Annotated in this window: 17 protein-coding genes and 1 pseudogene; 7 read left to right on the top strand and 11 right to left on the bottom strand. The window is 64.1% G+C overall.

The window, feature by feature from the left end; all coding sequences use genetic code 11:
• Positions 1-71 precede the first annotated feature (71 nt).
• The 8 genes from NATTI_RS0112270 to NATTI_RS0112235 all read right to left on the bottom strand — a co-directional run bounded on the left by NATTI_RS0112270 (position 72) and on the right by NATTI_RS0112235 (position 8,121).
• Positions 72-977: an HFX_2341 family transcriptional regulator gene (locus tag NATTI_RS0112270; protein ID WP_019991843.1), complete on the bottom strand. Its 906-nt coding sequence runs from the start codon at positions 975-977 to the stop codon at positions 72-74.
• Positions 978-1,048: 71 nt separating this feature from the next.
• On the bottom strand, positions 1,049-3,067 hold the full coding sequence (locus NATTI_RS0112265) for a bacterio-opsin activator domain-containing protein (RefSeq protein WP_006089759.1): 2,019 nt from the start codon (positions 3,065-3,067) through the stop codon (positions 1,049-1,051).
• A gap of 151 nt (positions 3,068-3,218) precedes the next feature.
• Positions 3,219-3,845, bottom strand: a complete 627-nt coding sequence (locus tag NATTI_RS0112260) for a hypothetical protein (RefSeq protein WP_006089758.1) — start codon at positions 3,843-3,845, stop codon at positions 3,219-3,221.
• Between the two features lie 89 nt (positions 3,846-3,934).
• A complete protein-coding gene (locus NATTI_RS0112255) occupies positions 3,935-4,393 on the bottom strand; it encodes a Tfx family DNA-binding protein (RefSeq protein ID WP_027119136.1) in 459 nt (152 codons plus the stop codon).
• Between the two features lie 111 nt (positions 4,394-4,504).
• Complete coding sequence (locus NATTI_RS0112250; RefSeq protein ID WP_006089756.1) at positions 4,505-5,056, bottom strand: hypothetical protein; 552 nt, start codon at positions 5,054-5,056, stop codon at positions 4,505-4,507.
• 192 nt (positions 5,057-5,248) lie between these two features.
• A complete protein-coding gene (gene nadE, locus NATTI_RS0112245; RefSeq protein WP_006089755.1) occupies positions 5,249-6,127 on the bottom strand; it encodes an NAD(+) synthase in 879 nt (292 codons plus the stop codon).
• Between the two features lie 326 nt (positions 6,128-6,453).
• Positions 6,454-7,452 (bottom strand): MBL fold metallo-hydrolase, encoded by a 999-nt coding sequence (locus NATTI_RS0112240; protein ID WP_006089754.1) that lies wholly within the window; start codon positions 7,450-7,452, stop codon positions 6,454-6,456.
• A 156-nt stretch (positions 7,453-7,608) separates the two neighbouring features.
• The gene (locus tag NATTI_RS0112235) at positions 7,609-8,121 is read right to left on the bottom strand and encodes a TRAM domain-containing protein (RefSeq protein WP_006089753.1); all 513 of its coding nucleotides are present in this window, start codon (positions 8,119-8,121) and stop codon (positions 7,609-7,611) included.
• Between the two features lie 226 nt (positions 8,122-8,347).
• Here NATTI_RS0112235 and NATTI_RS0112230 point away from each other — a divergent pair, with 226 nt between their 5' ends.
• The 4 genes and pseudogenes from NATTI_RS0112230 (at position 8,348) to NATTI_RS0112215 (ending at position 11,580) form a co-directional block, all read left to right on the top strand.
• Entirely contained in the window at positions 8,348-9,139 is a 792-nt protein-coding gene (locus NATTI_RS0112230) for an electron transfer flavoprotein subunit beta/FixA family protein (protein ID WP_006089752.1), read from the top strand.
• Entirely contained in the window at positions 9,136-10,092 is a 957-nt protein-coding gene (locus tag NATTI_RS0112225; RefSeq protein WP_006089751.1) for an electron transfer flavoprotein subunit alpha/FixB family protein, read from the top strand. Before NATTI_RS0112230 ends, NATTI_RS0112225 begins: the two co-directional genes overlap by 4 nt.
• 86 nt (positions 10,093-10,178) lie before the next feature.
• Positions 10,179-10,427, top strand: a pseudogene (locus NATTI_RS27640) (methyl-accepting chemotaxis protein); the annotation flags it as partial.
• A 310-nt stretch (positions 10,428-10,737) separates the two neighbouring features.
• Positions 10,738-11,580 carry a polyprenyl synthetase family protein gene (locus NATTI_RS0112215; protein WP_006089749.1) on the top strand — a complete coding sequence of 281 codons (843 nt, stop codon included), beginning with the start codon at positions 10,738-10,740 and terminating at the stop codon, positions 11,578-11,580.
• 65 nt (positions 11,581-11,645) lie between these two features.
• On the opposite strand, the gene NATTI_RS0112210 is transcribed toward NATTI_RS0112215, so the two are convergent.
• Positions 11,646-12,770, bottom strand: coding sequence for a DUF373 family protein (locus NATTI_RS0112210; RefSeq protein WP_006089748.1), 1,125 nt, complete (start codon positions 12,768-12,770; stop codon positions 11,646-11,648).
• Positions 12,771-13,223: 453 nt separating this feature from the next.
• On the opposite strand from NATTI_RS0112210, the gene NATTI_RS0112205 reads away from it, so the two are divergent.
• Positions 13,224-14,219, top strand: a complete 996-nt coding sequence (locus tag NATTI_RS0112205) for a radical SAM protein (RefSeq protein WP_006089747.1) — start codon at positions 13,224-13,226, stop codon at positions 14,217-14,219.
• Between the two features lie 147 nt (positions 14,220-14,366).
• On the opposite strand, the gene NATTI_RS0112200 is transcribed toward NATTI_RS0112205, so the two are convergent.
• Positions 14,367-15,542: a helix-turn-helix transcriptional regulator gene (locus tag NATTI_RS0112200; RefSeq protein ID WP_006089746.1), complete on the bottom strand. Its 1,176-nt coding sequence runs from the start codon at positions 15,540-15,542 to the stop codon at positions 14,367-14,369.
• A gap of 371 nt (positions 15,543-15,913) precedes the next feature.
• On the opposite strand from NATTI_RS0112200, the gene NATTI_RS0112195 reads away from it, so the two are divergent.
• Complete coding sequence (locus NATTI_RS0112195) at positions 15,914-17,176, top strand: DUF7096 domain-containing protein (protein ID WP_006089745.1); 1,263 nt, start codon at positions 15,914-15,916, stop codon at positions 17,174-17,176.
• A 50-nt stretch (positions 17,177-17,226) separates the two neighbouring features.
• On the top strand, positions 17,227-17,790 hold the full coding sequence (locus NATTI_RS0112190; protein WP_006089744.1) for a type IV pilin: 564 nt from the start codon (positions 17,227-17,229) through the stop codon (positions 17,788-17,790).
• Positions 17,791-17,821: 31 nt separating this feature from the next.
• On the opposite strand, the gene NATTI_RS0112185 is transcribed toward NATTI_RS0112190, so the two are convergent.
• Entirely contained in the window at positions 17,822-18,445 is a 624-nt protein-coding gene (locus tag NATTI_RS0112185) for a methyltransferase domain-containing protein (protein WP_006089743.1), read from the bottom strand.
• Positions 18,446-18,546 lie beyond the last annotated feature (101 nt).

Below are 18,546 nucleotides of genomic sequence, written 5' to 3'. Positions count from 1 at the left end.
GACCCCGTCCGCAACGCCGAATAGAAATCTGCGAGGGTCAGCTACCTGCGGAGGCCGCCGGATCCCGAGCGCTACGAGTCGGGGTCGCTATCGGAGTGTGCACGCACCCACAGTTCGCCGATCCTGGAAAGCCTGGTACGGTAGGATTTCCCGTGTTCCTCGCGCTCGATGTACCCCTTCCCGCCGGGACCCAGCCGGTCGACGTTGTAGATGACCTTCGAGCGGAAGCTGTCGGTGTACTCCTCGTTGAGTTCGCGGGCGAGCGATTCGGCCAGTTCGGAGACCGAGTCGAACTCGCCGTCCTCGCCGAGTTTGTAGAGAATGAGCTCCTCGAACGGTTTGACGTTCGAAAAGGAGGCGACCGGCAACTCGACGATGTGCTTGCCGTCGATCTCCTTTGCCCCGATGGTCGTCCCGCGCTCGTCGAACTCCGAGAGGAGGTTCCGGGCGCTCTCGAGGCGGGAGTCGATTCGGTCGCCGTCGATCTCCGCCTCCCGCGTACCGATATCCTCGAGGATACTGATCTGCTCGCGGAGTTCCTCGGCGAGTTCGGTCTCGAGGTACTTTTCGGGGGCCGTATAGTAGGTGTGGATCCCCTCGCGGTCCTCCTCGCGTTCGACCATCAGCGAGTGGGCGGCGTTGGCGAACGCGAAGCTCACGGTGCGGGGCATCGCGGCGACGTTCACCCAGACCTCGTTGCCGGCGTCGAGTTCCGCCGTGATGAGGTCGTAGGCCTGCTCGAACGCCGCGTCGTAGTCGTAGACATCCTCGAGGACGAACCGCTCCGTGCTCGCCCCCAGGAGGTTCCGGAAGTCGGTCTCGAGCTTTTCCGAGAGATGCCGGGAGTACTCGACGTTGGCCTCGCTTCCGACGGCACCCTCGAGGAGAATGACGCTGTCGACGTCGATCTGATCGCGCACTAGCGGCGCGATCAGCCGGTCGTAGTCGAAGCCGACCGGGACGATGTGGGTTTGCATGTGTGGGACGTGGGACGGCGACGTAATCAATCCCAGTACGTCGCGGCCGACGTGTGCCACGGTCTCGACGCTCAGCGATCGTCGGTTGCGTCCTCCCCCGCCGTCTCCGCGTCGTCGAGGATCGTCGTAATGAGTTTGTGCTGGGCCGCCCGGAGGTGCTCGTGAAACGTCGCAGCCGTCACGTCCATTGACTCGGCGATTTCCTCGCCCGAGTTGTCGCGGGGCCACTCGAAGTAACCGCCGTAGTAGGCCATCTCGAGGGCGGTCCGCTGGCGGTCGGTTAACGCCTCGGCCAGTTTCGCCTGGAGTTGCTCCAGTGACTTGCTTGAGGGGGATATCTGACGCCGAGCGACGGTTCGGATGCTGGGATAGACTTCCGTCAGTTCGTCCATGACAGCGCGAACGTCCGTCCCGGTTGGAAAGTGGACCGTCGTAGTGTACTCGCCGTCGTGGATCGCCGCCGCCTCGACGTAGCCGCCGTAGGCGTCGATGACCCCGAACATCGGCGGCGAGGTGATTGCCAACTCGAATTTTACGTCGCCGGCCGACCGCTGCAGCACCGACACCTCGTCCCAGTGGGGGACGCACTCGACGATCTCCTCGAGCAGCGGAAACGTCTCGGCGGCCGTCCTCCCGTACTCGAGGAACTGCTCGTCGCCGGTCCGGACGACTCGGTCGAACCAGATCGAGTGGCCGGTCATGTCGGGGCCGTCGAACATCGCGACCGCATCGTCGATGACGAGTTCGAGTTCGATCAGATCGTCGCCGAGCAGGACCCGTTTGCGCTCGAGGGCGGCGATGGCGTGGCCCAGAATTTCGCCGAGTTGGGCGACGACGTCTCGCTCCTCGTCGGTGAACGCGTTTCGACGCTCGCTGGTGATTCCGAGGATACCGTACAGTGCGCTGTCGTACGTGATCGGGATCGCGGCAGCCGACTCGTAGCCGTGTTCCCGGGCGTCCTCGCGCCACGGTTCGAAGTCGGGATCCGCAAAGACATCGTTCGATACCTGAATCGTCCGGGTTCGAATCGCTTTTCCGGCCGGGCCGCGGCCGGACGGATCGTCGGAATCCGTCGAGAGTGGGATCGACTCGACGTAGCCGTCGATCCCCGCTTCAACGCGGTGACTGATCGACTCCGATTTGACGTCGACGTCCCCGATGAACGCGAACTCGTAGGACGGCGAGTCGGCAAGCGACTCGCAGGTGACGCGCTCGAGGTGAGCCCGCGTCGATCCGGTGACGACGGCGTCGTTGATCTCGCGGACGACGCCGTTGACGTGGTCGAGCGCCGCCAGGCGCTCGCGCTGGCGCTCGAGTTCCGCTTCGCGCTGTCGGGCCTCGGTAACATCCCGGAGAATCGAGAGGTGCGTGCCGGGCAACACGTTGGCGACGGCGTTGTACTCGACGATCCGTTCCGTCCCGTCGGGTCGAACCAGCGAGAACGAACCGCGGAGCCGTCCCCGTTCGAGAAACGTTTCCCAGGCCGAAGGAACGTCGTGGTCGTCGTGAATAAACTCCTTGAGCGAGCGTCCGGAAATTTCCGACCGGTCGACTCCCAACAGCTCGCTCGCGGCCGGGTTGGCGGCGACGATCTCGTTCTCGTCGCCGACGAGAATCGCGTCGTGTGCGTCCTCGAAGATCGATCGAAGCCGCCTGTTGCCTTCCTCGAGTTCGCGTTTACGGCGCTTGCGCTCGGTGGCGTCGGCGACGAGAACGGTCACGCCGGAGGTGTCTGGATAACACCGCGCCTCGAACCAGCGGTCGCTGCCGTCGTCATGCACTTCGACGGAGAGCTGACGCTGGCGCTCGAACGCGCGTTCGTGTGCGTCGCCGAAGAGCGACTCGAGACGGCCCGTCACGGATTCCGACGCCGCGTTTTCGGACTCGTTCGGGCTCGCGGACTCGTCGGCTGCGTCCTCGGCGAACGGATCGAAAAGAGACCTGGCTCGGTCGTTGACGAGGGTATACCGCAGGTCGGCATCCAGCGTGTAGAGGGCGTCGGAGACGCGGGCGAACGCATCCTCGAGTTCGCTCCGCTCGTCCGAAATCCCCTCGAGTTCGGTCTCGATCGATCGCCACTCGTCGACCATGTTCGCCACTGTGTGCCACACTCAATAAGCGTAGCGGGTAATACTACTTTTCTGAATATGCTAACGTCAAACACGTTAACAGTTGAGGAACCGATTGGCGAATCGCCTGCAGCGAGCCGGGAAACGAAAGGTTACGGCGGCCGTCGCCCCCTTATCTGTCTGGCTCGAGCGTCCGAATCAGGGCTGCGACCGTCTCCCGGTCGGCCTCCGGATCGACCTCGAGCCCGGCCGGCAGTTCGCCCCCATTCCTTCCATCGACGACGCCGCTTCCGTCCTCGAGTGGAAGCACGCCGCCTGCCATTCCGAAACTCGCCTCGGTCGGCCAGACCGCGATGTGGGCCTCCGCGTCGAGCCACTCGTCGTCGGTTGTCGTCAGATCCGGGGAGACGGGGTAGTCCGCGTCGAGGACGAACCAGGCACCCTCGGCCCCGTTCGTTGCCTCGAACTCGAGGGTGTTTCGCGTCCCGTCGATGTGCAGGCCCTCGTCCTCGAGGGTCGTGACGAACTGTGACTTCGCCTTCGGCGCAGCCTTCTCGAAGGCCGATTTCGGAGCCATGCCGAGATCTGAGAGCGACGGGGAGAACGTCACGTCGACGGTGAACAGCGAGCGGACAGGAATCTCGCTCGCGCCCAACGTTACCAGTCGGTCGGCGGCGTCGATCGGTTCGTACACCGTCGTCTCGGCGCTAATCGACGCGAGAAGCACGCTCGATTCGCCAGTCCGGGTTCCCAGCGCTCGCCACGAGTCGGCCAGCGATGTCGGCAGGTCGATCGTCATCGCTCCCACGTATGCTGCCGTCGCCTTTCGCTCTGGCGGTCGTCTCGAGTCGCGAGGATCACCACCTTACTGCCGGAGACCCGCGCCGATCACTGCTGGTGGCGCACGCGAACCGTCCCCTCGGCAGTGACACCGACGATCAGCGGCGTCGAGATCTCGCGGCCCGACACCGCAGCGCCCGCGGCGTCGCTGACGACCTTCATCAGGTCAGGCGCGGTGTGGTCGACCTTGACGCCCTTCTCGTCGCAGGCCTCGTAGACGAGTTGTGGCACATCGTAGAGGTCGGTTCCCTCCGGGACGCGGACGCGAACCGGTGCCCGCAACGCCTCGGCGAAAGCGACCGTCTCGCGGGCCTTCTCGAGGTTCTCGCGGCCGCTCGACTCGATCGAGGAGACGTTCGCTCGCGAGGTTCCGAGCGCGTCGGCGATATCCGCCTGGGAGGTGCCACGCTCGCGAAGCGCAAGCACCTGGGCCTGCCGGCGCGTCAGTACGCTCGTCTCGGCGTCGAACCCGATCTCCTCGAGTAACTCCTCGACCTCGTCGATCACGGCGACCACCGCGTTCGCTCGACCGACCGTGGGCCCCCGAGTTCGGTTTCCCGTGCACTCATACTGTACACTAAGCCGGCGGCGGGATCAAAGCTTTCCCGATCCGACGGATCAACTCCCGTCCACCTCAGTCGCCCGCGCGCGTTCGTGATACCAGCCGCCGAACGCCCCGAGCGGAACGATCAGCCAACCGGTGAAGACCGCGCTGAACAGGAGCGCCGAGACCGAGACGACGACGGCGAACACGAGGAGTTGTCCCAGTGCCATCGACCCGAAGACGAGAGTTGCGACGGTGAACACGAGCGAGATGCCGAGAGAGCCGCCGATCATCCCGGTGGCCGCCGTACACGCACCGAGCAGTGCGCCGAGAGTCGGATCCGGTGCATCCGTGTCAACAGCGCGCCAGCAGAGTGTTCCGACGACGAACGACGTCACCACGCCGAACGGGGCGAAGAGGAGCCCGAACGCGGCGGCGAACTCGAGGTCACCCCCGCCGGTGAGTGCGGGAACAGCGTCGGTCACGAGCAACAGGCCGGTGGCGACGAACCAGATGGCGATCGCGAGCACCCCCGTGGCCGCCATCGCGATCCCGGCGCCGACGTCGCGTCTGGACGCGTACGGCAGTCGGCCGGGACCGAAGCGCCGGCAGATCGAATCGGACATCGAGTAGACGGTACAGGCGAAACGGGTTAACAGTACGTCATTTTTCGACGGCTGAGAGGGGAGAGACGACCCAGTCGACGGCAGATGAACCGGCCGAACACAAACACCAGTTGCACGACTGCCAGCAGTCGTAACGGTTTCGAGGGCGCCGACACCTGCGGGGACGTGCGCCAGCCGAGTTGTTCGGGATCGCTAGAACGGACGTTCGGACCCCGCTCGAGTCGCCGGCGTCGGAGGGAGTTGCCGTTTGTGCCGCATGCTGGCGTACCAGTCCGCGATCCGTTCGACCGCCGCAGCGTCGACACCGACCCGTTCGGCGACGGCCGCGACGTCGACTCCCTCGTCGACGGATAATCGGAGGACGCGGTCCACGGTTTTCGGCTCGATCTCGAGTTCATCACCCGCGGACTGACCTGCGCCAACACCAGGGGACGCGGACGGTGCAACGAGATCCGTGGGAATCTCGAGCGCGTCGGCGAGCGCTCGGACCTCGGTCGCGTACAGATCGCCCAGCGGGAGACAGTCGACCCCGGTATCGGCGTGTTTCGTCAGCGTCCCGAGAAAGCGGTCGGTTCGCGTCGCCGTCCCGACGACCAGCGCGTTCGTCGTGTTCGCGACGTAGTACGAACAGGCCATCCGCAGTCGGGCGGCGACGTTCTCCATCGCGACGAGATCGTCGGCCGGCTGAGCAGTCATGCCGACAACCTCCTGAAACGCGCCGAGCAACGGCTGGAGCGGGACGCGACTGTACTCGATATCCAGTACGGACGCGATGGCCTCCGCGTCTCGCGCCGCCGCCTCCTGATTCATGTAGGCCGGGAGGACGAGCCCGGTAACGCGGTCCGAACCGAGCGCGTCCACGGCGAGCGTGGCGGTGACCGTCGACACGAGTTCGCCGTCGAGGGCGATTACAACGCCGTCGGCGCCCGCCTCGTCGACCTGTGCTTCGATGAACGCCGGGACGACCTCCTGCAGCCGCGCCAGCGCGTCGGGACCGGTGGCGAGGCCGTCGTCCTCTCGCGGGAGTTCGTCATCTCGAGCGCGACCGACCGCAGCGGCGTCGTCAGTCATCGCTGCTCGGTCCGCGGTGTACGCGGCGGTTGCTCGATCTCGTACCCGTCGATCGATCGTTGCGACTGACTCGAGGAGGGGTCACGGACGAAACAACGACCGCACCCCGATCGGAATAGCGAAGAGATACTCATTCACTTCGATCACCGTTTCCCAACCCATATAGACGTTTCCTAGCCATATCATTTCACAATTGAGCAGTGTTTCCATACTTAGTATGATATTCATACACCCGGGCAGTAGCGAGATCGCACGGCTAGGAGGGGAGACGAAACGAGACGATGAGGGACAAAGCCGGGCCGGAAACGGGGGAAAAGAAGTGACCGTCAGTACTCGAGGGTCCAGCGCTCGTCGTCTTTCGCGGCGAGTACCTCGCTCACGCCGTCGGCCAACCGGTACTCGGCGCCCTCGCGAACGACGGTTCCCGCGCGCTCGAGATGCTCGAGGTGGGCGTAGGACTCGCCGGGCCCGTGGAGGATGTGGATGCTCTCGAGTTCGCCGAACAGGTCGGCGCTAACGGTCCACGTATCGCAGGGGCCCTTGCGATCAAGCGCGTCGAGCACCCGAAACGAGCGTTCCTCGTGGTGGTCGATGATGTACTGGGCCCGGCCCGCGGGGTCGTCGATCGGATCGCGGTGACCCGGCCACGCGCGGTCGTACTCCGCGTCGACGATTTTCTGGAGCGCGCGGAGGTACTTCTCGAGCGGCCGGTCGACGCGGACGTCGGCGCCGCCGACGTTCGGCGTGTACACTGGCAACAGCGCGTCGCCGGAGACGACCTCACGGCGGCCCTCGAGCGTCGTCTCGAACATCGAGAGCCCCGCCGCGTGCCCGGAGGTGTGGACGGCCTCGAGGTCGTGGTCGTAGCCGTCGAGCGAGAATCGATCGCCGTCTTCGAACGTCGTCACGGTCGGCGACTCGTTCGTGCCGCCGGCGGACGCCATCCGCTCGCGGAGGACCGCCTGTTTTTCCTCGGGCATCCGCCAGTCGTCGAAGTACTGTTCCTGCAACTCGTGCATCTCCTCCCAAGCGTCCTCGTCGCCCTCGATCAGCGCCGCGTCAGCCTCGTGGGCGTATACCTCGGCTCCGCTCTCGGCCTGAATCGGCCCCGCTAGCCCGGTGTGGTCGCCGTGCCAGTGGGTGAGGAAGATCCGATCGACGTCGGCGAACGCGAGTCCGCGCTCGTCGAAGGCGGCCTCGAGTTGCTCGCGCGTCGTTTCCATCCAGTCCCCGGTATCGATCAGCACCGTCTCCCGCCCGTCCGCGAAGAGGTACGCGTTGTTGTCACCTTCGAACGCCGAATTCGACAACGAAATCCGATCCATGGGGTTGTATCGCACGAGTGATGAGAAAACTGTTGTGACCGCGGCGGTTCACGAACGGTCAACAGCCTCGGGGTCAAGCCCCGTGGCATCCGCCTTGTCGATCTGTGAAAACGGCGACTGCTCGATGACTGTCCACTCATCGAAACGCAAAGCGCCTTACGAGCCCCAGAAATTCTCGCGACTGCCGAGACGTTCGCGTTTCTCGGCCGCGGACTCCCTCGAGTTGTCGTCCGCCTCTGCCGAGGCGTCTCCGTCACCATCGTCATCGCCATCTTCGTCGTCGGAATCGTCGCTCGCGTCGGTATCTCCGGTCTCTTCACCCGCTTCATCCGGGTCCATCGGGAGGAGTTCGAGCTCCTCCGCGCGGGCGTGGTTGCTGTGGACGCGCGTGATTTCGACGCGGGCGCGAGCCTCCGGCAGGACGCCGTCGACCATGACGATGAACCCGTCCTCGGTTCGACCGACGCCGGCGCCGCTCTCGTGCATGTCGACGACGTCGACGACGACCTCCTCGCCCGCTTTGACGGGCTGGGTCTTCAAGTCCTGGATCGGCTGGCCGTAGTGATTGCACCACTCCTTGCCACCCCGATCACCGTAGTGGCTACACCCCATTCCCGAGATCCGCTCGGAGAAGCTCGGACAGTCGTCGGCAAGTGGACAGTCTGCCATAGCGCGTACTACCAGTGGCGTCGTTAAACCGTTTCCGTCTCGTAGATCGGCATTCGTCTCATCGATCGAAGACCGAGCCAGAGAAAACGCTGGTAACGTCTTCCCGAACGTGCATCGAGGAGCGTAATACGCACCCGGTAAATCGGCGACGACTGGAAAATGAACGACTCCCATCTGAAAGCGCGTTTCGAAAAGATTTACGGTACGGACGTTGCAGTGTTTGGTGATGAAAATCCTCGTTACGGTCAAAGAAGTCGCGACCGTCGAAGACGAGTTCGAGATCGAGGGTACTGAGATCGCGGATCAGTACCTCGGTGCCGACCTCAACGAGTGGGACGATTACGCCGTCGAAGAGGCCGTCCAGCTCCAAGAGGCCGGCATCGCCGACGAAGTCGTCACGGTTACCATCGGTCCGGAAGACTGCGAACAAACAATCCGTCAAGCGCTTGCGAAGGGTGCCGACCGCGCCGTCCGCGTCTGGGACGACTCGCTGGAAGGGATCGACCTGCTCGACGTCAACGCGAAGACCCAGATCCTGAGCGCCGTCGTCGAGGAAGAGGATCCCGACCTCGTCCTCACCGGCGTCCAGGCCGGCGACGACAGCTTCGCCGCGACCGGCGTCTCTATCGCCGAACAGATCGGCGCCCAGTGGGGTGCCGTCGTCAACCACCTCGAGCACGACTTCGACGGTGGCGTCGCCTCCGTGCGACGCGAACTCGAGGGCGGCGTCGAGGAGCTGACCGATATCGAGCTCCCCGCCGTGTTGACGATCCAGACGGGTATCAACGAGCCCCGCTACGCGAGCCTGCGCGGCATCCGTCAGGCCCAGCGCAAGGAACTCGATGTCCGGGGACTCGCCGACCTCGGCGTCGACGAGGGCGAGATCGAAGGCGATCTCACGCTCACGGACATGTACGAGCCCGAGAGCGAGAGCGACGCGACGATCTGGGAAGGAAGCTCCGAAGAGACCGCCGCCGAGTTAGGTGAGATGCTTCGCGACAAGGGGGTGGCACCATGACGGACGTCCTCGCAGTCACGGAACACCGCCGCGGCGAGCTTCGCGACGTCAGCTACGAGATCATCACAGCTGGCCGCCAGCTGGCCGACGAGACCGGTGGCGACCTGCACCTGGCCGTTATCAGCGGCACCGTCGACGAGTTCGCGGAGAAATGCAACCGCGAGGGCGTCGACGCCATCCACACCGTCTCCCACGGTGAGGAGTTCAACCACGACGTCTACACGCAGGCGATCACCCAGCTTTACGACGAACTGGCTCCCCAGTACGTCCTGACGCCCAACAGCGTCAACGGACTCGACTACGCACCCGCCATCGCCAACGCGCTCGATCTCCCCGTCGTCACCGACACCATCGACCTCGAGACCGACGGCGAGACGCTGATCGCCACCCGCGAGATGTACGGCGGCAAGGTCGAGACGACCAACGAACTCGAGGGCCCCGCAGTTGCGACGATCCGGGGGGCCGAGTGGCCCGCCGCTGAGGGTACCGGCGACGCCTCGCTCGAGGCCTTCGACGCCGACATCGACGAAGATTCCGTCGGGTCGACCGTCAACGGCTTCGAGGAAGTCGGCGGCGGAGATGTCGACATCAGCGAAGCCGACGTGCTCGTCAGCGTCGGTCGCGGGATCGAAGAGGAAGAGAACATCCCGCTCATCGAGGAACTCGCCGACGCGCTCGACGCGACAGTCTCCTCGTCGCGACCGATCGTCGACAACGGCTGGCTGCCCAAGAACCGACAGGTCGGCCAGTCCGGGAAGGTCGTCACGCCCGATGTCTACATCGCGATCGGTATTTCGGGTGCGGTGCAGCACGTCGCCGGGATGAAAGGCGCCGATACGATCGTCGCGATCAACACGGACCCCAACGCGCCGATCATGGACATCGCCGACTACGCGATCCACGACGACCTCTTCGACGTCGTCCCCGCGCTCACCGAAGAGTTCGGCGGGTAAGCGAGAGTACCGGAGCGACCACAGGAGCGAGCGGCTATTTTTGGTCCACGTCCCGCCGGGGGCTGTGCACTCGAGCAAGCCACCAGAGAGCCAACGACGGCGTCCAGGAGATTTCCGCGGCATCCGAGGAGCAGGCCGCCTCGACGCAGGAAGTCGTCGCGATGGCTTCCGCCGCGACCGACATCTCCGAGACGACGGTACAGGAGGCCCAACACGTCGCGGCCGCGGCGGAGGAGCAGACGTCGGCGCTCGCCAAGGTGTCCGAGAACGCGAACTCGCTGGCCGGACAGGCGGCCCACCTCAGCGAGGCGCTCGACCGCTTCGATACCGACCGAAGCTCGCAGTCCTGGTCGACCGACGCGGGCCCCGAACTGACCGACGAAGCCGACGGGGAGCCCGAAACGGGAACCGAACTGAGCTTCGAAGCGGATGACGCTCTCGAGACGGACGCCGAACAGACTAATAGCAACCTGACCGAGACGGACGCCGAACAGACCGATGACGAAGATTCTGCAACAGCGGAGCCGGAAGCGAACACGTCGGAGCCGGAACAAGCGGACCAGCCGTTCTCGTTCGATGGCGTGGACGGATCCTGACTTCGGCTGATCCGTCACCTACTTTGTACCCCCGTCCTAAGCGCTGGCAATGGAACGTCTGGAGCGTCGTCGGGCGCTGATCGAGGAGCGCCTCGTCGAGGTGGTCGACGCCCTCGAGCCGGACTCGCTCAGAGAGGAGGTCCGCCACACGGCGCTCTCGGGCGGCAAACGCGTCCGGCCGATGGTCGCACTGCTAGCTTGTGAAACCGTCGGCGGGTCGGCCGAGGACGCCGTGGACTTCGGCGTGGGGATCGAACTCGTCCACAGCGCGTCGCTCGTCATCGACGACATTATCGACCGGTCCGAACTGCGCCGCGGGACAACCAGCGCGTGGGCCGAGTTCGGTTACGGGCCCGCCATCGTCTCGAGCGACGGCCTGCTCGGGGAGGCGTTCGCCCTCTTCTCCGCGGATCCGAAGGCGACGCAGGTCGTCGCCGAGGCGATGGTCGAACTCGGCGTCGGCGAGGCGACGGAGCTGTCGGCCGAGCCGGAGACGGAAGAGGAGTACATGACGCTGGCGCGGCGAAAGACGGGCGCGCTCTTCCGCGCCGCCGCCGAACTCGGGGCCATCGCGGCCGATTCGGATCCCGTCACCGTCGAGGCGCTCGGCGAGTACGCCGAACGCGTCGGCGTCGCCTTCCAGATCAGAGACGACGTGCTGGACGCGATCGCAGATCCCGAAGAGCTGGGGAAACCGACCGGCCACGACGCCGCCCTCGAGCGGCCATCAGTCGTGCAGGTCACCGATCTCAGCCCCGAGGAGGCCAACGCCCGCGCTCGAGCCGAGTCGGACCGCGCGATCAAAGCCCTAGACCGCGTCGAAATCGCCGATCCGACGGCCAGAGACTACCTGCTCGAGCTGGCGGAGTTCGTGGTCGAGCGAGAACGGTAACTCGCGGCGAGACCGTGCGGTAACGATCCTTGTCGGCGACTATCATCCGCTTGCGAGTGGCATCCTTACACGCGATCCGTCTGTCTCGTCCCCTCGGTATCGTGGTCACTTTCCTCGTCCGAAAACCGCGACTCGAGGACGGCAAACGTGAGGGTGCTCACAATGCCCAGCAACGTCCCGACCGTCAGCGCCGTCGCAAGGTAGTTAATCTCGACCTCGTTCAGGAAGTACGCGCTCACCGCGTGCAGGACGATGGCGATCGAGAGGACGTAGAAGGGGGCGTTGAGGTATCGCCACTCGAGCCGACCCGCGATGTACTCGTCGGTGATCTGTCCGAGACTGGTGGTGAGGCCGGCGGCGGCGATCCACTGAATCGAACCGTAGGCGAACGCGGCGAGCATGACTGGAGCGCCGATATCGTCCGCGGTGGCCTGTTGGACCTCCTCTAACGTGTCCATCCCGCTGACGCCGCCGAGGACGAACAGGGCCGCGGCGACGACGTAGGCGAGGAGGGTCGTGCGGCCGGCGTACAGCGACCGTCGGCCGCGTTCGACGGCCTCGTCGAGTCGGTCGCCGAGGCCGAGCCCGCGGGAAATGAGGTAGAACCCGAGGAGCGCAGAGGTCGTGCCGAGTACGATTCCCGGCATGTCCAGTACGCTCCCGATCAGCGCGAGCGGATAGATGAGCAGGAGGATTCCCAGCGGAATCAACACCGTCCCTCGCGTCTCGGGGTCGTTCAGCACCTGTTTGATCGTATAGTACATCGACTCCAAGTTCTGGGCCTGTCGGACGACGACGCGGCGAACGCCGTCGATCGGAACCCGCGACCGAATAATGGGGATGACGGACTCGTCCTGTGCGCCGTCGGTGACCACGAGCGCGGTCACGTCCTCCGCGGTCGAGAGGCTCGCGAGGACCGTATCGACCTCGTCGCCGACCTCCCGGTTGGCCTTGACATCGCCCTCATCGTTGCCGGTGACGACGGCGACTTCGACGCTCTCGTCGCGCTCGTCGAGGTCGTCGTAGATGTGTATCCCTTGAAAGATGACGTTGACGTCGGAGTCCTCCGGGTCTGCGGTCGCGAGAGCGACGGCTGCCTCCTCGACCGGATCGCGACCGATGACCGGCGTCGAAAAGCCCGTTTTCCGGCCGAGGTCGTCGTCGAGGTCGACACAGAGGACCAGCAGCATCTGCACGAACGTTCGGGCGCGGGGTATTTCCATCTTCTGGGGACGACAGAATATACAGGACGGCTCGAGGGAGAGTCGAACGACGACCGCGCTCGGAGCGAGACGCCGATCGGGACGGAGTCAAAACAGTTTCGAATGTGGCGAGTCCTTGCCCCGTCCCGGCGGACGCGGCCTCGAGCAGAGAGACTCCCAGAGTTCGAAGCGCGCCGCCCCGGTCGCCGTCAATGACCGGACGCCCAGGTCGTCGTCGACACAGAGGACGCAGACCCGGGAGACACCAGTTAGCCCCGTTGGGAGGCTACGGTACAATAGTATACGGCCAAGAGAGCGCTCGGAACGCGACCATCGCGGGACCGAGACGGATGGCCGACGCTCGAGGGTGGGGTGGCCAGCCGACTCACGGCGCGCTCGTTTCGCACGGCTTTTGTGGACGCGCCCAGTACGTTTCCTCGAATGATCTCGAAGGGCTGTGAGCAGTGCGCGAAAGGCGGCAAGATGGTGCTGTTCGTTTACGGCTACTGCGATCAGCGTGACTGCTTTTACTGCCCGCTCGGCGAGAACCGCAAGAACGTCACCGACGTCTACGCGAACGAGCGACTCGTCGAGAGCGACGAGGACGTCCTCACGGAGGCCCACCGGATGGACGCGCTTGGCACGTCGATCACCGGCGGCGAACCCCAGGAGGCCCTCGATCGAACCTGTCACTATCTCGAGCTCTTGAAAGACGAGTTCGGCGAGGACCACCACACCCACCTCTATACAGGTATTCCGGGCGGCCGCGAGAATATGCGTCGCCTCTCCGAAGCCGGACTCGACGAGATTCGGTTCCACCCGCCACTGGAGCTGTGGGGCGAGATGCACGGCACCGAGTGGGAGGAGATCCTCTACATCGCCCGCGAGGAGGGGCTCACCCCGGCCTTTGAAATCCCCGGCATCCGACCCGAACCGGAGTTCCTCGACTTTCTCGATGAGGGCGCGGCCGACTTCTGTAACGTCAACGAGTTCGAGATGAGCGACGGAAACTACCGCCGGATGCAGGAGGAAGGCTTCGAGCTTAAGGAAGACCACATGAGTGCTGTCGAGGGCTCCCGCGAAGACATCCTCGAGGTGATGGGCGACCACGAGAAGGTCTACTTCTGTACGTCCGTCTTCAAGGACGCTGCCCAGCACCGCCGCCGCCTGAAGCGCATGGCCCGAAACATCCGTCGAGAGTTCGACGACATCACTGACGACGGCACGCTCGTCTACGGCAAGACCCGAGCCGAACCCGAGCGCTTCGAGGCCCTGGGCGTTCCCGAGGAGTTTTACACCGTCAAGACGGATCACATCGAGATCGCCTGGTGGCTCCTCGAGGAGATGATCGACGAAGGAGATCTCGAGGACGGCGAAATTGTCGAGCAGTATCCGACGTACGATGGACAGGTTGTCGAGCGGACGCCGTTGGTGTGAGTACCGCGAACGAGCGCCTCGAGTGAGCGGCTTTTTCGTGGAGGTTTTTGGAGTTGAGCGGGACCAGCGGACCCGCTAACCGTGCGAACGGACGCAAAGCGTCCGTGAGCAGAGAGCGGAGCGAACCCGAAAAGAAAGCAGTCGTCGTCAATCCAGTTCTGTCGGATCGACTTCAGGAAGTGTGATGAGGTTCTCCCGACCGATTCGGAGCTTTTCGATCTCGTCGTCCTCATCCATCTGCGAAAGGAGTTGAGAGACCTTGGCGTTCGACCAGCCGGTCTCTTTGACGATCGAGGCCTGTTTCATCCGCCCGCCGTTTCGCGTGAGCATCCGAAGCACGCGTTCCTCGTCGCTCAACAGTTCGAGCTCGATCTCGCCGTCGGGTGTCTCTTCGTACTCGAGTCGCGTCCCGGCGGCGTCCCGGTCGCCGACAGCGTCAACCGGATCGTCAGCCGCGGACTGAACTGCGGTCCCGCCGTCGGTGTCAGTCGCGGCCGTGTCCTGATCGCCAGCCCCGTCTCGAGTGACAGCCCTCGAGCGCAAGCGAGCGATGAATCCGAGGAGGCCGAGTTCGGCGACCCGCTCCGAAACGCGATCGAGCGGGGCCGGAAGATCAGTGTTCTGTTCGCGGCGGGCGAAGAGGTAGCTCCCGATCCCGACGGCGAAGACGACGCCGACGACGCCGGCGATCAGCCAGTTCGAGATTCCGAGGGAGGATGCAGGGGTGGTGGGACCGCCGCTGCGGACGAAGACGATCTCGAGTTCGTGGTCGTTGAACTCGTAGGGCCCGTCCCAGTCGAGTTGTGTCGGGGTATCGAGTGCATACGCGTCCGGATAGTCGATAACGAGACGCTGTATGCTGTTCAGCGAGAGCCAGACGCCGTCGTCGGTCTGGAAGGCATCCCCGAGGTAGATGCGATCGTTTTCGGCCGTCGCGAAGTTGGTCCAGGTGAGCGAGTATGTGATAGTACCGACGCGAACGTCATCACCGTCCTCGTGATCGATCGCTTCGCCGTCCATATCGTCGACATCGTCGATGGACTCGACGCGGGAGTCGTCCCAGCCGGCGTCCCGAATCGTCATCTCACGGTCGGTTCGGTCCGCGGCTTCGCTCGCGCGGTGTTCGAATTCGCGGGGATCGACGTTGGGGTCGCGTTCGCCTGCCAGAACGGCGTCGACGTAGTCGTTGAATTCGTCGACATCCTCGTCGTCAGTCAGGATAAACCGGCTCTCGATCGACCAGCGGGCGTCGCCGGTCTCGTCGATCTCGATCCGGAGCACCTGTTTCGCACCGGCCTCTGCAGGTGGATCCTCGATGGCCACTGCTGGGGCGAGATTAGCGGACGAAACCGACGACGAAGTATCAGACATCGAAACAGACGGGGAAAGATCGAGCGGCGTCGACTCGAGGGAGTTGTGACCCGTCGGTGTGGGGTCGTGCGGGGACGCCGACGGGGCGGCGGCCACCACCCCCACGGAGGACATCACGAGGAGGGCTGTGAGGGCAATTGTAATCGCGGGGGATAACCGCATGCGTATCAACCGGTGGTTTCCCCGGGGAAAAAACACTTTCCATCGGAAAATAACGCATTACTATCGGGTGGAAACTCGCGTGTGAGGGCTGTAATCAGCCGCTGAGCGCTTCCATCACTGGTGCGACCAGTTTTTGTATCAGGAGTCCGTATGGTGGGGCGATGAACAGTGCGATGCCCGCCCTCCTCGCGGTGTTGCTCGTCACGTCGCTTCTTGCGATGCCCGTCATCGCGCCGGGACCGGAAGCCGACGACGCGACACGCGATGCCCCCGACTCGCAGCTCCAGCAGTTGGCCCTCCAACAAGTGTCATCGTCGCCGGTCGAAGCCGAAGAGACGACGAACCGGCTCCAGCTTTCCGGTGAAATCAGGGAAGAGCGAGCCACGTACGGAACCGATTTCGGACTCACACTCGCCGCCGTGGACGATCACCTCAGGGTAGATCAGGAGCAGTACACCATCGTCGACAGCGAGTTCGATACCGCCACGAACGACGAGCGAGAGAATATGATCAGAACGGCGAATAATCGGATCGCCGATCGAACCGAAAATCTCGAGGAGCGCGAACGTGAGGCCGTCAGAGCTCACGCCGGCGGAGAGATCACCGATACCGAACTGCTACAGACGCTGTTGCGAAACTACAACGAGGCAGAATCGCTGCTACACGCGCTGAACGAGATAGACGACCGAACGGACGCCGTTCCGGGCTATTCGCTGTCGAACCAGCAGGTCCGCGCGGACGAAGCGGCACTCGAGCTCCACCGAACGTCGCTCCGGGCGAACCTCGACCAGGCGAGTCAGTCCTCCGGCTGGGACGAACAGCCCGATGTCCGAATTCAGACGTCGGAAGACGGCTACAGCCTCTCGATGATCGAGGGAGACATGTACATCCTCGAGACGGTTCGGTTCGACAACCGCGACACCGGCCCCGACGCCGAAAACCAGTTCGAGGACTACTCGAACTCCGAGACGATGGAGGCCGCAACGGAGCACTATCCGTGGGCGGGCGGTGAACAGAGCTGGTCGAGCTTCAACGACTACGGCGAGCAGAACCTCTACTTCGTCGAGATGGAGGACGACCGAAACCACCTCCAGGTCTACCTCGACGGCGGAACGGGAGATGTCTACCGCGAGTCACAGGAACTCGCCCTCGAGTCGCTGCCCGAAGACAACAACAGATCGTGGATCGACCACGATATCGATCTCACGATTACGGAAACGCCCGTCAACGGGCCGGTGGAAGTGAGAGTGGCCGATATGGTCACTGACGACCCCGAGAGTGCGACGGTTTGGATGAACGGGGTAGAACTCGGCGAGACCGACGACGACGGCACGCTGTGGCTCCTGCCGCCACTCGGCGAGTACGATGTATCGGCCGAGACGGACTCGGGAAGCGTCGACACGAGGACCGCGAATAGAAGGTAACAACGGGTTCGGCCGTACCTTTATATCGGAACGAGCGGCCACGATGGGGCGTGTCACTCCGCTCGAGCGATCCGTCAACCTGCGACCAAAACTGCGATCACAGGAGCGACTGCGCCAGCAAGGGGAGCGCCGACGGAACGACGTTCGGTTTCGGCACACGAGCCGTCAGCCGACTCGTCGGCGTGCTCGCGTTGCTCGCGATAACGGTCCTGCTGGCGACGATGGTCGCAGTCGGGGCCAGCACGTGGTCGCTCGAGGCGGGCGGGCCGACCGCGGCGTTCGATCTGACGGTCGACGGAGAAGAGTCGACGATTGCAATCGATCACATCGAGGGCGACGAAATCGACGTCGCGGAACTGTCGATTCGGATTACGGTCGACGGCGAAGAGCTGACCGACCAGCCGCCGGTGCCGTTCGTCGGCGCGGACGGATTCGACGGCTCGCCGACGGGGCCGTTCAACGCGGAGAGCGATTCCGAGTGGCGGACCGGTGAGCGTGCGAGTGTCACGGTCGCCGAGACGAACGATCCGACGGTCGAGTCCGGCGATACGGTCGGCGTCACACTCGTTGTCAACGGGACTCGGATAGCGACGCTCGAGACGACGGCGACGTAACGTAGCGGTAGCGGAGAACGATAGTCAGCGATTACTCGGGAGCGCGACCGATCGTCGTGATCGCGACGTCCGGATCGTAGGACGGTCCCTGGAACAGGTGTTTGACGTCCTCGAATCCGGCCCGTTTGAACATTCGGTCGGCCTCGTACTCGTCGTAAAAGAGCATGATGGAGTCGGCGAGTTTCTGCGCGACGAAGCTGTCGGGGTAGTTCGGCCCGACGACGAGCACCTGTCCGCCGGGTTTCAGGACGCGGCGGAACTCCCGAAGCGCGAGGATCGGGTTCGGCCAGTACTCGATCGAGCCGGACGACCAGACGACGTCGAACGTGTCCGTCGCGAACGGCAGCCGTTCGGCGTCGCCGCGGTGGAAGTGAACCGGCGGAGCGCGTTTCCCAAACTTCGCGTAAGCCTGCTCGAGCTGGTGTTCGCTCTGATCGAGCGCGTACACCTCGTCGACGTGTTCGAGCAGCCCCTCCGTCGCGAAGCCGGTGCCACAACCGACGTCGAGGACGGTCATCCCCTCGTCGAGATTGAGCAGTTCGAGGGCGTCGGCGCGCATGTCCTCGTTCCAGATGAAGGGGTTAACCTGGTCGTACACTTTCGAGAGGTACTTGTAGAACAGTCGGGCTCTGGCCTTGTTCTCGAGGATTCCCATTGTGAGTGGGTTTCAGCCGGATCGGGATATGTCTGCTGTTCCCGTCGGTCACGAAACGTGATTGATCGGCACAGATCGATACTCCCGTGTGCAAAATTGCT

It is taken from the genome of Natronorubrum tibetense GA33, assembly GCF_000383975.1.
GTDB lineage: Archaea > Halobacteriota > Halobacteria > Halobacteriales > Natrialbaceae > Natronorubrum > Natronorubrum tibetense.
This window is presented reverse-complemented; position numbering and strand designations above follow the sequence as displayed.